17 protein-coding genes and 2 pseudogenes are annotated in these 14,976 nt (G+C 53.3%); 6 read left to right on the top strand and 13 right to left on the bottom strand.

Annotated elements, in window-relative coordinates; translation table 11 throughout:
- Positions 1 to 50 precede the first annotated feature (50 nt).
- From BRO54_RS04560 to BRO54_RS04550, 3 genes are all read right to left on the bottom strand, one after another.
- Positions 51 to 1,685 carry an AMP-binding protein gene (locus tag BRO54_RS04560; protein WP_074043237.1) on the bottom strand — a complete coding sequence of 545 codons (1,635 nt, stop codon included), beginning with the start codon at positions 1,683 to 1,685 and terminating at the stop codon, positions 51 to 53.
- 59 nt (positions 1,686 to 1,744) lie between these two features.
- Positions 1,745 to 2,887, bottom strand: coding sequence for an acyl-CoA dehydrogenase (locus BRO54_RS04555; RefSeq protein WP_074043236.1), 1,143 nt, complete (start codon positions 2,885 to 2,887; stop codon positions 1,745 to 1,747).
- Positions 2,888 to 3,025: 138 nt separating this feature from the next.
- Positions 3,026 to 3,652: a TetR/AcrR family transcriptional regulator gene (locus BRO54_RS04550; RefSeq protein ID WP_074043235.1), complete on the bottom strand. Its 627-nt coding sequence runs from the start codon at positions 3,650 to 3,652 to the stop codon at positions 3,026 to 3,028.
- Positions 3,653 to 3,846: 194 nt separating this feature from the next.
- Between BRO54_RS04550 and BRO54_RS04545 the strand changes: the two genes are divergently transcribed.
- Positions 3,847 to 4,095: a hypothetical protein gene (locus BRO54_RS04545; protein WP_013145420.1), complete on the top strand. Its 249-nt coding sequence runs from the start codon at positions 3,847 to 3,849 to the stop codon at positions 4,093 to 4,095.
- Between the two features lie 6 nt (positions 4,096 to 4,101).
- On the top strand, positions 4,102 to 4,236 hold the full coding sequence (locus BRO54_RS20790) for a hypothetical protein (protein ID WP_013523686.1): 135 nt from the start codon (positions 4,102 to 4,104) through the stop codon (positions 4,234 to 4,236).
- Between the two features lie 54 nt (positions 4,237 to 4,290).
- On the opposite strand, the gene BRO54_RS04540 is transcribed toward BRO54_RS20790, so the two are convergent.
- On the bottom strand, positions 4,291 to 5,082 hold the full coding sequence (locus BRO54_RS04540) for a GNAT family N-acetyltransferase (RefSeq protein WP_074043234.1): 792 nt from the start codon (positions 5,080 to 5,082) through the stop codon (positions 4,291 to 4,293).
- A gap of 166 nt (positions 5,083 to 5,248) precedes the next feature.
- On the opposite strand from BRO54_RS04540, the gene BRO54_RS04535 reads away from it, so the two are divergent.
- Entirely contained in the window at positions 5,249 to 5,506 is a 258-nt protein-coding gene (locus BRO54_RS04535) for a DUF6154 family protein (protein WP_074043263.1), read from the top strand.
- A 161-nt stretch (positions 5,507 to 5,667) separates the two neighbouring features.
- Here BRO54_RS04535 and ilvA read toward each other — a convergent pair whose 3' ends face one another.
- Positions 5,668 to 6,876: a threonine ammonia-lyase gene (gene ilvA, locus BRO54_RS04530; protein WP_074043262.1), complete on the bottom strand. Its 1,209-nt coding sequence runs from the start codon at positions 6,874 to 6,876 to the stop codon at positions 5,668 to 5,670.
- Positions 6,877 to 7,398: 522 nt separating this feature from the next.
- Here ilvA and BRO54_RS20190 point away from each other — a divergent pair.
- The 3 genes from BRO54_RS20190 (at position 7,399) to BRO54_RS04520 (ending at position 10,313) form a co-directional block, all read left to right on the top strand.
- The gene (locus BRO54_RS20190; RefSeq protein WP_204378353.1) at positions 7,399 to 7,569 is read left to right on the top strand and encodes a threonyl/alanyl tRNA synthetase SAD; all 171 of its coding nucleotides are present in this window, start codon (positions 7,399 to 7,401) and stop codon (positions 7,567 to 7,569) included.
- A gap of 13 nt (positions 7,570 to 7,582) precedes the next feature.
- On the top strand, positions 7,583 to 8,845 hold the full coding sequence (locus BRO54_RS04525) for a two-component system sensor histidine kinase NtrB (protein ID WP_074043233.1): 1,263 nt from the start codon (positions 7,583 to 7,585) through the stop codon (positions 8,843 to 8,845).
- Positions 8,846 to 8,945: 100 nt separating this feature from the next.
- Complete coding sequence (locus tag BRO54_RS04520) at positions 8,946 to 10,313, top strand: MATE family efflux transporter (protein WP_074043232.1); 1,368 nt, start codon at positions 8,946 to 8,948, stop codon at positions 10,311 to 10,313.
- 131 nt (positions 10,314 to 10,444) lie between these two features.
- Here BRO54_RS04520 and BRO54_RS20415 read toward each other — a convergent pair.
- The 8 genes and pseudogenes from BRO54_RS20415 to corA all read right to left on the bottom strand — a co-directional run.
- Positions 10,445 to 10,660, bottom strand: a pseudogene (locus BRO54_RS20415) (transposase); the annotation flags it as partial.
- A 72-nt stretch (positions 10,661 to 10,732) separates the two neighbouring features.
- Positions 10,733 to 10,789, bottom strand: a pseudogene (locus tag BRO54_RS21040) (hypothetical protein); the annotation flags it as partial.
- Positions 10,790 to 11,082: 293 nt separating this feature from the next.
- A complete protein-coding gene (locus BRO54_RS04510) occupies positions 11,083 to 11,976 on the bottom strand; it encodes a DUF1028 domain-containing protein (protein WP_074043231.1) in 894 nt (297 codons plus the stop codon).
- A gap of 140 nt (positions 11,977 to 12,116) precedes the next feature.
- Positions 12,117 to 12,254 (bottom strand): YjcZ family sporulation protein, encoded by a 138-nt coding sequence (locus tag BRO54_RS04505; protein ID WP_013145428.1) that lies wholly within the window; start codon positions 12,252 to 12,254, stop codon positions 12,117 to 12,119.
- Between the two features lie 33 nt (positions 12,255 to 12,287).
- Positions 12,288 to 12,386, bottom strand: coding sequence for a YjcZ family sporulation protein (locus tag BRO54_RS04500; RefSeq protein WP_013145429.1), 99 nt, complete (start codon positions 12,384 to 12,386; stop codon positions 12,288 to 12,290).
- A 127-nt stretch (positions 12,387 to 12,513) separates the two neighbouring features.
- Positions 12,514 to 13,443 carry an EamA family transporter RarD gene (gene rarD / locus BRO54_RS04495; RefSeq protein WP_074043230.1) on the bottom strand — a complete coding sequence of 310 codons (930 nt, stop codon included), beginning with the start codon at positions 13,441 to 13,443 and terminating at the stop codon, positions 12,514 to 12,516.
- Between the two features lie 186 nt (positions 13,444 to 13,629).
- Entirely contained in the window at positions 13,630 to 13,734 is a 105-nt protein-coding gene (locus BRO54_RS04490; protein WP_013145431.1) for a YjcZ family sporulation protein, read from the bottom strand.
- Between the two features lie 197 nt (positions 13,735 to 13,931).
- Positions 13,932 to 14,888, bottom strand: coding sequence for a magnesium/cobalt transporter CorA (gene corA, locus BRO54_RS04485; RefSeq protein WP_074043229.1), 957 nt, complete (start codon positions 14,886 to 14,888; stop codon positions 13,932 to 13,934).
- Positions 14,889 to 14,976 lie beyond the last annotated feature (88 nt).

Raw genomic sequence — 14,976 nt, 5'->3', positions numbered from 1 at the left:
TGCAGGTGCCGGCGCCGGACGGTTCGTCCGCCCGGCGCGGCGGTTTAAGCTTAGGTTGTTAAGCCGAGGCGCTGTTTCGCCATTTCCCGCAATTTGAATTTCTGAATTTTCCCAGATGCCGTCATCGGGTACGAGTCGGTAAATTCGATATAACGCGGGATTTTATGCCGGGAAATGTTGCCGCGGCAAAACTCGCGAATCTCCTCAGCGGTCGCCGTTTCGCCGTCTTTTAAGATGATCCACGCCATCACTTCTTCGCCGTATACCTCATCCGGCACGCCGACGACTTGAACGTCCAAAATTTTCGGATGTTTGTACAAAAACTCTTCGATTTCGCGCGGATAAATGTTCTCCCCGCCGCGGATGATCATATCTTTCAGCCGGCCGGTGATGCGGCAGTAACCGTTTTCATCCATCGTCGCCAAATCGCCGGTATGCAGCCAGCCGTCTTGATCGATCGCTTCGTTTGTCGCTTCCGGGTTGTTGTAATACCCTTTCATCACATGATAGCCGCGCGTGCATAGCTCCCCTTGCACTCCCCGCGGCACTTCCTTGTTCGTGCCCGGCTCAACGATTTTCACTTCCACGCCCGGCAAAGCGCGGCCAACCGTTTCGACACGCAGCTCGAGCGGATCGTCGGTGCGCGTTTGCGTGATGACTGGCGACGCTTCCGTCTGCCCGTAGGCGATCGTAATGTCTTTCATCCCCATTTTCTCGATGACCGCCTTCATCACTTCGACCGGGCAAGGAGAACCGGCCATAATGCCCGTGCGCAGCGACGACAAATCGTATTTGGCAAAATCCGGGTCGTTGAGCTCGGCGATGAACATCGTCGGCACGCCGTGAAGCGCCGTGCACCGCTCCGCTTCCACCGTCTCGAGAACCCGCTTCGGATGGAACTCCACAACCGGCACCATCGTCGCCCCGACCGTCACGCATGCGAGCGTGCTCATGACGCAGCCGAAGCAATGGAAAAACGGCACCGGAATGCACAATCGATCGCCTTCGCCAAGTCCCATGCATTGCGCCACTTGGTGGGCGTTGTTGACGATGTTGTAATGCGTCAACATCACCCCTTTCGGGAATCCAGTCGTCCCGGACGTGTATTGCATGTTGATCACATCGTGTGGGTCGAGGCTTTCCATCCGTTCATCGAGTTCTTCTTCCGATACATCGTGCGCCATCGCCAAGATGTCGTTCCATGTGAACATGCCCGGGTATCGTTTGTCGCCAAGAAAGATCACGTTTTTCAACTTCGGCAGCCGTTTCGATTGCAGCTGTCCGGGCGCCGATATGCGCAGCTCGGGAACGATTTCATATAAAATATCGATATACGACGAGTCGCGATATTGCTCGATCAAAAAGAGCGTCGTCGAGTCCGATTGCTTGAGCAAATACTCAAGTTCGGCCGCGCGGTAGTTCGTATTGACCGTAACTAACACCGCCCCCATTTTGCCGGTCGCAAACTGACAGGCGATCCATTCCGGGACGTTCGTCGCCCAAATGGCGACATGCTCCCCTTTTTCGATGCCAAGCCGCATCAACCCGCGCGCAACGAGGCGGCAATAGTCGTTAAACTGCCGATATGTCAGACGCAAGCCGCGGTCGGCATACACGACCGCCTCATGATTCGCATATTGCCTGGCCCGTTCTTCCAACAATTTCCCCACAGTCACCGTCAACATCGGCCGTTTCCTCCCCTTTGTCCGAATTCATTGTTATGGATATGCAGGCATTTCCGCTTTTAGCATCCCAGTTGGCGAGCGATGACGAGCCGTTGGATTTCTGATGTGCCTTCGCCGATTTCCATGAGCTTGATATCCCGCAAATGGCGCTCAACGCCGTACTCTTTCATATAGCCGTAGCCGCCGTGAATTTGAATCGCCTGGTTGCAGACGCGGAACCCCATTTCCGACGCGAACAGCTTGGCGAACGACGCTTCTTTTGTAAACGGTTTCCCTTGGTCTTTCAACCAAGCCGCCTTGTACACCATATTGCGGGCAAGCTCAATTTCCATCGCCATGTCAGCGAGCTTAAACTGGATCGCTTGAAACTTGGAAATCGGCTGGCCAAACTGAACGCGTTCTTTCGCGTATTGAAGCGCTTTCTCAAACGCCGCTTGCGCGATGCCGACTGCTAAAGCAGCGATGGAAATGCGGCCGCCATCAAGTGTGTACAAAAACTGTTTAAACCCTTTTTGCGGGTCGCCCAAGACGTTTTCTTTCGGCACGCGGACGTTCTCGAAAACAAGCTCGCACGTATTGGACGCGCGCACGCCCATCTTGTCGTAATTCGAACGGATCGTAAATCCTGGGGAGTCAGTTGGCACGATGAGAGCGGTGATGATGTTTTTGCCGCGCGCATCTTTGCCCGTAACAGCGGTGACAATGACTTGCCGCGCGTATTGGGCGTTCGTGATCCAGCATTTTTCGCCGTTGATGACATATTCATCGCCATCGAGCACCGCTGTTGTGCGCGTGCCCCCAGCGTCGGACCCGGCGTTCGGCTCCGTGAGTCCAAAAGCGCCAAGCGTCTCTCCTTTGGCCATCGGCACGAGCCATTTTTGTTTCTGCTCCTCTGTTCCAAAGTAATAAATGGGACTCGCCCCAAGTGACACAGCGGCCGCATAGCTTAGCCCGGTGCCGCCGCAGGCACGGCCGATTTCCTCAACGGCGATGGCATACGAAATCGTATCGCCTCCAGCGCCGCCGTACTCTTCCGGAAACGGCAGGCCCAACAGCCCCAACTCGCCCATTTTGCGGAAGACATCCAGCGGAAAATGCGCCTCTTCATCCCATTTCGCCGCGTATGGGGCAATTTCCTTCTCAGCAAAGTTGCGAACCATTTCTTTAATCATTTGTTGCTCTTTTGTTAATGAAAAATCCATCCTGTCCCTCTCCCCCATAGAAAATGTTCTATCATTTGAACCGACTAGTCGGTTTTAGTAAGAAAACGAGTGTAAACGGTTTTGATTTTTTTGAAGCGTTTTCAAAACCGACTAGTTGGTCTGTATACGATCAACAACTTATTCGGCGGCCGGCCGCAACAAAAACCGCGCCGCCGTTGGGTTTTCTGGTGTGCGGAGCACCGCGTGCAAAATGAAATCGGCAAAATACGCCGCGATCTCCTCAATTGACAGCGGACCATCCGGATTGTACCATTTGTATGTCCAGTTGACCATGCCGATAATGGACATGCCGGTAATCTCCACCGACAGCTCCGGACGAAACTCCCCCGCCTCGATCCCTTCACGAATGACGCGGAAGATGATTTGTTTGAATTCCTCCCGCTTTTCATTGATCGGCTCCGCGTATTCCGGCTTTAAATAGGTGCTTTCTTGATAAAAAACCGTGATGTGCGGCTTATATAAATGGAATACTTTTACAAATGACTGAATAATGGCGTGCAAGCGCTCAGTCGGCGTTGAAAAACTTTCATACGCCTCTTTCGCTTTTGTCAACGCATAGGTGATAAAGACGTCGTGGATATGGTAAAGCAGTTCATCTTTTGATTTAAAATTATGATAAAAACCGCCTTTTGACGTGTCGCTTTCCACGACAATGCGGTCGACAGTGACACCATGGTAGCCGTATTTTTCAAATAAATGGAGTGCAGTCTCGATAATTCGGTCTCGAAGCGGTTTGTCAGCCATAGAAAATCCCCTTTGCCATTTATATTACACTATTTTCTGAAAAAGTGAAATATTTTTTTTGTTTTGCCTTTACCATACCCGAACTGTACCATGATTGTCAACCATTGCTTCTCATGCCCAACACGGTCGTATAGGACCTGCCGATACATAATGGCCGCCATGTTTTCAAATGATAAAGATGGAGGTGGCTTCGATTGGAACCGATGCTATGCCCAAACTGCAAAACGAATCGGACGCGGTTTCATCTCATTGAGCAGCACCCGCGTGCGGTCAAGCTCGATCCGCACACCGGCGACATTGAGCACGAATACACAAACGAAGCGCTCGAACCGTTCCATCTCCCATACCGCGGCCCGAGCTACCGCGTCCAATGCGGCGTCTGCGGGCTGATCGAAGATGCGGACATGTTCATTCAGCGCGCTAAATCGTCTCCATTGAGGTGATTCCATATGGCGAACAAAAAACAAACACCTTCTTCCATCGTTGACCAAAAACAGCTCGTCAACGACAAGGCAAAAGCGATGCGGGAGCACGGCGGCGAGCACATTCGCCGCGTCACGCCAAACGGGGCGGACGGGCAATAAACGCCGGCTTGCTTCTGCGCAGAAGCAAGCCGGCGGAGCTTCCGCTTTTCGTTGCTAGCGGTACATCGCCCACAGCCCGATATCGCGAAAACCAAGGCGGCGGTAGATGCGGCCAGCGGCCGGGTTGTCGTAAAACAAGCACGGCATCTTCCCTTCAGCGAGCAAATCGCAAACGAGCTTCGCCACGATGGCGCTCGCATACCCTTTCCCTCGATGCTCCTGATCCGTGCAGACGCCGACGATCATCGCCGACAATGAGTTTTCCGCTGATGTCGATGCCGCGGCCACCATTCGGCCGTCTTGTTCAATGTAGTACGTTCTAGCTGAATTGGTTTCCATCCCTTTCACTAGCATATCGCGGGACGACGGCCTCGTCTCAAATTCGGCAATGCGGCGCCGCAAGTCGAGAATCCGGTCGACATCGGCCAATTCGGCTTTTTTGACGGCGAACGCCCCCATTTCTTGGCGGGCGTATTCATCCGTCCGACACTCGCAAAAGTAAAGCGTTCGCTTCGTCCCAAGCGGCAGTCGCTCTTCGAACTGTTCGGCAACTTCCGACTTGCCGGACAGCTGAATGGGCGACGACGGGCCGGCCGTCTGGCGGATGAGACGAACAAAGCCATCGGCATCAAAATCGCCAGGCGCGTACGGAATGTAGGAATCGTAATAACGGAGCAGCACCGCCTTCAGCGAGCCGGCATCGTCAAACTGCCCCCAAACGTCTTGGAAATCGGCGTCATAGCCAAACGACTCAATATCGCCGATGATAAATAAATTGAACGACGGATCTTGCCGCAAAAACGAAAATACTTGTTGATGGTCTTCGGCCGTTAACCGGCGAATCATGGCGCTCCCCCGCTTTTCGGATAATATTTTTCCTATTATACTATGAATCATCCCTGATGCCAATGGCATTTGTGGCGTCAAACCGAGGGGACTGCCGATGCCCCTAGTCCGCATCGGCCAACTGCAAAGAAAGGAGGAAGCCCGCTCTCAAAAAAGCGAGGCGACGATGCCGATGAAGTTTATTGACGATCTGTACGAATACTATAAAGATCGACTGACCGGAGATGAAGAAGACGCCGAAGCGGTGGCGATGTCGATTTTGGATGAACTCGACCGCCGCGATGTGCTCAAGCTGATCGGTGAGATGACTGATGAAGAGCTGCTTGGCATGTTTGGCTTGTACGTATTCGAAAGCTTGAAAGCGAAAATGGCCCGCGAAGGCCTCGGCGCGACGCGGCCGCAAGACGCGCCGCCCGTGCATTGACAAAACGGCTGTCCCCCATGTCATAAGGAACAGCCGCTATGTTGGGCAAATGATGCTTTCGTATTCATTTGGCAGCCATGTGAAAATGATTCCGAAGGCGGCTTTTCTGCTTCCTGCCTAACAGACAGGGGCGAAACACAAACCGTTTTCCCATCGCGTGCTCACCGGTAAAACTGTACATCATAGCCTTCTTTCAACAACACTTGGTAGATTTGTTGAATATGGTCTTCATTTTTCGTTTCGAGTGAAAAATGAATTTCCGCTTGGCCCGGCAACACTTTGGCTCCGATGCGCTGATGATGGATCGACATGACATTCGCCTCGAGCTCGGCGATAATACGAAGCAGTTTGTTCAACTGGCCCGGCTTGTCGGAAATGACGGTCGTAAACGTGACAAACCGGCCGGCTTCGACAAGCCCCCTCTCAATGATGCGCGAAATCAACGTCACATCGACGTTGCCGCCGCTTAGCACAGCAGCAACTTTTTTGCCGCGAAACGGCAACTTTTGATACAACAGCGCCGCCAGCGGACAAGCTGCCGCCCCTTCGACCAACAGCTTGTTCCGTTCCAGCAAATACAACATCGTCCGCGAAATTTCCGCTTCTTCCACACACACGACGCCATCGACGTATTGCTCAATGTATTGGTACGTAATGTTGCCTGGCTTTTTCACCGCGATGCCATCTGCGATCGTCTCTGACGCAGCGATGGCGACCGGTTGCTTATGGCGCAAGGCCGCCGTCATGCCCGGGCAAGCCGATGACTCGACGCCGTACACTTCAACCGATGGCTTCAGCTGTTTTAACGTAAACGCCAGGCCGGCCAACAAGCCTCCGCCGCCGACCGGACAAAGAACGACGTCGACGTCGGGAAGCTGATCGATCAGCTCCAAGCCGATCGTCCCTTGGCCAGCCATCACCGCCAAGTCGTCAAACGGATGAACGAACGTCATTCCACGCTCGCGCTGCAACTCTAACGCATATTCCAAAGACTCATCAAACACATCGCCGTACAGCACGACTTCCGCCCCGTAGCTTTTCGTCGCTTCAATTTTGCTGAGCGGCGCGCCTTTTGGCATGACGATCGTGCACGGAATATGAAGCATGCCACTCGCATAGGCGACCCCTTGGGCGTGGTTGCCGGCCGAAGCGGCGATGACGCCGCGCGCCCGCTCTTCTTCCGTGAGCGACATAATTTTATTGAATGAACCTCTTACTTTAAACGAACCCGTTTTTTGCAAATTTTCGAGTTTCATATATACATCATTGCCGGACAGCCGGCTGAACGTTTGCGAATGCTCAAGCGGCGTTTGATGGACGATGCCTTTCATTTTCGCTCGCGCTTGTTCAATGTCTGTTAACGTCAACATCATCAAACCACCCTTTCTGATCGGCGATCGGTTCGTTTTCGCTCCGTTTTATTATATACAAAACGTTTCGCCGCCGACAAATGTTGCTTTTTCCTCAGCCAATAGCTTGGGCGCATCATCGGGCCGATTGTCCGCGGCGGCCTGTTTCGTTATATGGCAGAGCCCTCTACTTGCTCGACATCGTCCTTTCTGTTGCCGGCGCAGGATTGTATTGGCTGTTTGCCTCCCGCAATCAAGCAGGCCGCTTGCTTCCTTAATTCGCTTTGATGGCGGATTTCCATTGATTATTTAGAACATAGTTTTGTAATAAAACATATATGACGAACATCCGGTTGTAACCAGAACACTTTTACACCTTTTGTTCTTTTGATGCAAGAGGAAGATCGATGGCGAATACCGATTCATCCCCCACTTACGCTCACGCGTGGAAGTGGAGGTTCTTCTCGGTTCGAGATGATAAAGTGAAGTTGAGAATGGGCAAACACGAACGAATTTGCTAATATGTAAAGAAAAGAGTTCGGAATGCGAAAGGATGAAGCGGATTTGACGGAAAAGTTGTACGATACAGCACCCGATGTTGCCAAATGGACAACGACGGCAACAAGCATCCCATCCGCCGTCTTAGCGCCGGACAGCAGCGCGTTGGCCGCAACCGACGGCGGTGGTCGGTTTTCTCAAAAAATGTATGGCTAAGGGGTTTGGAAGGATGAACAACCGATTGATGCAACAACATACCGAAGAGCTCGAACGAAAGCTGCGCGCTTATGAGCGGCTCATCGAAAAGATTCCGTTTCCGTTCACCTTTGCCGATTACGAAAGTGGAATCGCCATCGAAAAAAAGCGCGGCGACGTCCGGCCGCACCTTCGCACCATTCCGCCGGCCCTTGAAAAGGAAGCGGAATGGCAGTGGGATATTGACTTGCACCGCGATGTGCCGTTTGAAAAGGTTGAAGCGTTTTTAACGCCGTTGCTCGATCTCGTTCCGCACCATATCGTCTTTGTCGACGCCCAGGGCATCATCACGCTTTGCAATTTGCAGGCGGCTGTTGACACCGGCGTGGATCGCGACGCCATCATCGGCAAACATATTCGTGAGCTGCTGAAGCTTCCCGATGAACTGATCGCGACGCTCCAGTCGCTCGAAAAAGGCGAGCCGCTTTACAATCACGAGGTGCTTGACCGGTTTTACGGCATCGTCAACACCCGTTTTATTTACAACGATGACGGATCGGTCAAACGAGTCATCAGTATGTTTCAGTCGCTCAATATGATGAAAGAAACAGAAAAGCTGGCGGTCGCCGGCCGCATCGCCGCCGGCATCGCCCATGAAATCCGCAATCCGCTGACGACGGTGCGCGGGTATTTGCAACTGTTGAAAAGCGACTTGCCGGATCGCATCGCCTCGCTCGTTGAGCGGCTTTTAATTCCTGAGCTCGACCGGGCGAACGACATTATCACTGATTTTTTAAATATCGCCAAGCCGGCGGACGTCAAAATGGAGACGTTCAACTTGCACCGCTTTTTGCGCGACGATGTCGGCGTCCTATTGCAAAGCGAGGCGCTATTGCATAACGTCGACGTCCATTTTGACCTTGATGACCAGCTTGACGATTACGAAATGAGCGGCGACCGCAGCCAGCTTTTGCAAGTGTTTTTAAACTTATTTCGCAACGCCGTGGAAGCGAAAGTGGCGAAAACGATGACGGTGTCGATCTGCAGCCGAAAAATCAACCATCTCGTTCAGCTTCGCTTCTGCGACGATGGGCCCGGCATTCCGCCGTCGGTCATCGACCATGTTTTCGATCCGTTTTTTTCAACGAAGGAAACGGGAACCGGGCTCGGCCTGTCATTATCGAAAAAAATCGTCGAACTGCATCGCGGGACGATGAAAGTGCAAAGCGACACGTGCGGCACGTGTTTTTTGATCGAATTTCCGCTTTGCATCCAGCCGCCGTTTCTTTCGTCATAAACCGCTTCCGAAGAGGGAGGAGGCCATCCCGGCTTCGGAAGCGGAGAAATTGATGATTTAGAACAATGTGTCACTTTATCACAGAAAAGGAGGAGCCATTATGGCAACGACCGCTCCGCCCAACGGCAAATGGCGGCGCCTGTTCGCCTTGTTTCTTCCCATTTTTGTTTCGCAAACCGGTCAATATGCCATGAACTTTGTCGATGTCTCCATGTCCGGTCATGCGAGCGCCGAAGATCTTGCCGGCGTCGCGATCGGCTCAAGCCTATGGGTGCCGGTGTTTACCGGCGTCGGCGGCATTTTGCTGGCCCTGTCCCCGATCATCTCACACCATTTCGGCGCCGGACGGCATGACTCGATCGCTCGCACCGTCGCCCAGGCGCTCTACTTGGCTGTCGCGCTTGCTGTCGCCATTGTCCTGATCGGCGCCGCCACCGTGCCGTTTATCTTGAAACAGATGTCTTTGGATGAAAACGTTCGGCATATCGCCTTTCATTATTTGCGCGCCTTGTCGTTTGGGATCATCCCTCTGTTTCTTTATTCTGTGCTCCGCTATTTCATCGATGCGCTTGGGCAAACGAAAGTGACGATGTGGATTACGCTCACCGCCTTGCCGGTCAATATGCTGTTCAACTGGCTGTTGATTTACGGGCATGGCGGATTTCCACGCCTTGGCGGCATCGGCACTGGTTACGCGACAGCAATCACGTATGCGTACTGCTTCGCGGCCGCTGCCTTTGCCGCTTTGAAATTTCGCCGCTTGGCTCCCTATCACGTGCTCGTCCGTTTTTACCGTCCGTCATGGGCCGCATGGAAAGAGTTGCTGAAAACCGGGGTGCCGATCGGGTCGGCCATCTTTTTTGAAACGAGCATTTTCGCTGCTGTGACGCTGCTTGTCGGCCGGTTTGGCGCGGAAACGGTCGCCGCGCATCAAAGCGCCCTCAACTTCGCTTCACTGTTGTATATGATTCCACTCAGCTTATCGATGGCGCTGACGATCGCCGTGGGCGTTGAAGCTGGGGCCAACCGTTATGAAGCCGCCAAACAATATTGCTTGATCGGCATCACCCTCGCCTTGGCCGTCGCCGCCGCCGCAGCGCTGTTCCTTTTCGCCTTCCGCAGCCATGTCGCCCGGCTGTATACAAACGATCCGACAGTGGCGGCGTTGACGGGGAAGTTTTTGCTCTATGCGATCTTCTTTCAAGTTTCCGATGCCATCGCCGCTCCCATCCAAGGGGCGCTGCGGGGCTATAAAGAGGTAAACGCCGTCTTTTGGTCCGCTCTTCTCGCCTATTGGGGCGTTGGGCTTCCGCTTGGCTGCGCGCTCGCTCTACTGACTGCCGCCGGGGCGTTCGGCTATTGGATCGGCCTGATCGCCGGATTGGCAGCGGGCGCACTGTTTCTCAGCTTTCGCCTGCGGGCCGTTTGGCGCAGGCATGACAGCGGGCGCGCGCCATGCGCCTTTTAAGAGGGAGCGGTCGATAAACAAGGGGCTGACCCAAAAGTCCGCCAAAAAGCGGACTTTTGGAGTCAGCCCTCTTTGGTTTTTGTATATTTTACCAAACGGAAGAAAATTCCGACTCTGTTCACCCCCCTGATTTACGCCACCAAGGACAATTGCTTGTCCCTAGCGGCTTTTTTGAGAAGATTGTGGGCAGCACAAATCAGCCCCCATTCGATGGAAACTTTTTGGAGGCCTCGCAGGACAAAGCGACGAAACCCGCGATTTTGTTTGATTTGCCCAAACACACTCTCAATGTCGGTTTTGCGTTGGCGGTATCGGGCTTGCCCTTCTTCACTCTCCAGCCGTTCGCGGGCTTTCTGTTTTTGTTCATGGGTGTAAGCGTAAAGGAGAATTTTGGTCATCATTTTCGGATGATAGGCGGAGGTGCCCCCTCCTTTGTAGTAAGGGAGAAACGTCTCCATGGGGATGCGTTCAACCATCTCATGAACCACGTGGGCCATGTTATCCCGCGGAATGAGATCGGCGATGTTGCTTGGCAAAGAGAGGTTGTCCATGGTATACTCTTTAAAGGAAATATGATCATGTTTCATAAAAGAATCGCCCTTCTTTCGGTGGTAGTGGTTTCGGTGACTCTATTCTACCAGAAAAAAGGGCGATTCTTCTATATTTGGGGCAAAAAAGTGGGGGCTGATCCCAAAACGCATTCGCGTTTTGGGTCAGCCCCTTTTTGTTGCAGCATGATGGATCATGCAGTCGACAAGGCCGGTTTCCCTTAGCCGACCTCGTTAGGCGACGGCTGCTGCTTCATATACTGTAATACATCGAGGTCGATTTTTCCTTTCTCCACTTGGCGCTCCTCAAAATTTTCTGTATGTATATACACGGTCAGCGCCTCATGAAGCGCCTCGCGATCCGCCGAGCGCTCTTTCGACAAATAGCCGAGACGGACCAACTGCGCGGCCACCTCTTCTTGGACGGCGCCTTCCACCGCCGTCACCTTTTCAGGACGAGGCTTCTCAAAATACAACTGGCGCAACTGATACAAGCGAATGAGCTCATCGATCGGCCGCGGGTGATCATCGACACGCAAGTCGATATAACGGTCGTTGTAGCCGCCATATCCCCCTCCTTCTTTCACGACAAGCAAAGCGGCCGACTGTTGCCCGCGGCGGTCGCCCCCCGCTGCCTGACCAGCTTGAAGCGCCTTTAGCAATCGCTCGGCGAGCGGACCTTTTGTCTGCTCAAACGTCCTTCCCATTGCCAGCACCGTTTCCTCGCCGGCTAAAATATTGCCTTGAGCCGCATAGTTCGGCCCGGTGATGCCCCCGGCCCACGGGTAACATTTTTTCCCGGTGAACGTCGCCGCCCGTCCTTTCGCATCCACGATGCCGACTTGGCGCAAATCGCGCTCGCTGTCATCGGCAACGAGCAACTCAAGCGTTTCTTGCGCCGATTTCCCTTTTGCCATCCATTCGAGGCCGCGCGGTCCGTACGACGTGTTGGCGTACGATTGCGTCGCCACCGCTCCGACACCCGCTTTCGCCCACGGAACAACCGCACCAACGCCTAAAAATTTCGATTGAACAGCGATTCCAAGCTCCTCGGTCGCCGGATCGAACGCGACGATCGAAAACGTCGCGACAACATCTTTCGGAATGCGTTTCATTTTCTTACCCTCCACGCTACTTCCATTTTTTTATTCTCCTTATATTTCTCCTCTTCCCTCCCATCTTCCTCCCTCTTTCAAAAAATAGCGGGGGAAACAGCCGTTGCCCGGCCGTCTCCCCCCGCATGCCCATCATCCGCCTAGCACCATGTTGCCCCGACGATAATGAGCAAAATAAACAAAACGACGATCAGCACGAAGCCGTAGCCGTGGCCGTAGCCGCCCCAGCCCGGATAACCGAAGCCATAGCCACCCCAGCCATACAAGCCATATGGCATATTCGTCACCTCCTTGTTAGCAAGTAAGAGGCATCAGTACACCCAACCACCGACACATGCGCATCCGACAATAATCAACAAGATGAACAGAACGACGATCAACGCGAATCCGCCGCCGTAAGCTGCACCCATTTGCCAGCACCTCCTTCGTTTTTGTACTAGTAGACTATTCAGAAGCCGAGGAAATGGTTAGATGTTTCAGCAAAAATGGGTATTTGCCGCAGAAATGGAAAAAAAGCGGCCCGTCCTCGGACCGCTGCTACGCCTCGAGCGAGTTTCGCTTCCATTTTTTCCGCCCTGGCGCTTGCTTGATTTGAACAGCGGAAAACAAAATAAGCGCCGCCCAGATGCAGCTAAACGCATAGAAATGTGCTTTCGTAAACGGCTCGCCGAACAAAAAGACGCCAAGGAGAAGGCTGATCGTCGGCGAAATGTATTGCAAAAAACCAAGTGTTGTCATCGACACACGCTTCGCCCCTTTGGCGAAATACAAAAGCGGCACGGCCGTCGCTGGCCCGGCTCCAGCCAACAGCGCCCATTGCCACCATTCGGCCGTCTTGACGAGGGCTGGCGTTTCGTTGTACACCCATAATAAGTAAACGGCTGAAAGCGGCATGACGGCCATCGTTTCAAGCGTCAAGCCAATGGATGAGTCAACGCTGGCCAGTTTTTTCACTAAGCCATAAAACCCGAACGTCAACGCGAGCGATATGGCGACCCACGGAAACGATCCGTATTCCGCCGTCATCGCTGCCACGCCGGCGGCAGCAAGAAAAACAGCGGCCCACTGCCCAACGCTCAGCCGCTCGCGCAATACGATCGTCCCAAGCGCCACGCTGACAAGCGGGTTGATATAATAGCCAAGGCTCGTTTCAACGACATGATGATGATTCACCGCCCATATGTAGACAAACCAGTTGGCGCTGATGAGCACGGCAGCAGCGGCGATCCCCCTTGCCTTAGCCGGCCGGCGGCGCATCGCCCGAAGCTCCCGGCGGAAGGCGCCAAGCTGCCCAGTCGCCGCCAAAAGGATGGCCATAAACACGAACGACCAAACGATGCGGTGCGCCAAAATCTCAAGCGCCGGGCGCGCCTCTAGCAGTTTCCAGTAAAGCGGCAATACTCCCCACAGCAAGTACGAAGCAGCAGTATACAAGATGCCTTGCTTTTCTTCGCTCCAATGCCCCACGTCGTCTTCTCCTTTTCCATGATCATTTCTGTTCCATTATACCGCCGCCGCTTCACTTTATCCATCAAAACACTCACCCGCATCGCTCGACGCGGTTGCCCAATGGAGAAGGGGCGCAGCTGAATATGAGCGCCCGCCCCCCTTCGCGGCCCGTTTGACCGCCGCCCTTTCTTATTTTTTCGCTCATCAAGCGACACAGGCACAGCCAACAATAATCAGTAAAATGAACAGGACGATGACGACCGTATAACCGCTGTTGACAAAACCGCTCACGGCGGGCACCTCCTTCATCGGTTCACGGGGCCATCATATGCGCCCGCCCGCCCAAACGGCCGGGCGAATGCCCAAATTTCTAGAAGATTGGTGAAAAACCGCGTTTTCTTCAAAAAGATTGGTCCACGAACGCACGGAAGAGCCGTTGATCCATTGGCGAAAGCTCCTTGCTGGAGCGTTTTCTCCGTTAAATCACCGACCTTCTAGAAAAACGCCTATTTTTCTTTCGTCCCCGTCTCTCCCCACCAACCTTTTCGCTTAAAATAGAGGGCGATGAGCATAGCAACGGTTGCCATGAGCAACAAGGCAAACGGGTAGCCGTATCTCCATTTCAGCTCTGGCATAAACGCAAAATTCATGCCATATACACCGGCGATAAACGTCATCGGCAAAAATATGACGCTCACCAATGTCAATGTCTTCATAATGACGTTCATATGATCTGATTTGAGCGACAGTTGCAAATCGAAAATGGCGGACAATGATTCCTTAAACGCGTCGAGCGCGGCGGGCACGCGAGAGAATCGCGACGCCACTTCCTCGATATACGGATTCGTCTCTTGGTTGATATACGGCAAATCAGCATGGCGGATCATTTTGATCGCTTCTTCCTGCGCCTCGGCGATTTGGCGCAGCTCATGAAGATGTGTTTTCATCCGATAAATCTCGCGCCCGATTTCGTTGGCAAACGGAGTCGCAAACACTTGCCGTTCAAGCGCCTGAATGCGGTCGGCGATCTGGTCGATGACTTGCAAAAAACGGATGGCGGCCAAGTCTAAAAAGTGATACAGCACATACCCAGGATAGAGCGCCTGATCGCGATGGTCCAACAAACGTTCTTTGACGTGATCAACAAGCGGGTCGTCTCCATCCATATAGCTGATCATATACCGATCGTCAGCGAGCAGGCGGACGTTCGCCGTCCGTCCGGCCGGGCGGACGATAAACAACGATAAAAAGAAACATCCTTCGTATTCGTCAAACGTCGGAATGTCTGTCCCATTCATCAGCCGCTGTTGGGCGAGAGGGTGAATGGACAGCGAAGAAAGAAGCTGCTCCAAATCCGGCTTGGCGGCGGCGGTGAAATGAAGCCAACACGACTGGCTGCCTGCCGGCGCATGGCGTTTGTACGTTCCGTCAACCGTCAAACGAAAGTTATGCTCGATAGCCATAGACTGACGTCCTTTCCGTGCAAACGATTTTAATTGTATTGTTTGCTGTTTGCCGCAAAACTACTCCCCTCCCGCCGCCAAAAACAAA

The sequence above is a fragment of the Geobacillus proteiniphilus genome (assembly GCF_001908025.1).
Taxonomy (GTDB): Bacteria; Bacillota; Bacilli; order Bacillales; family Anoxybacillaceae; genus Geobacillus; species Geobacillus proteiniphilus.
This window is presented reverse-complemented; position numbering and strand designations above follow the sequence as displayed.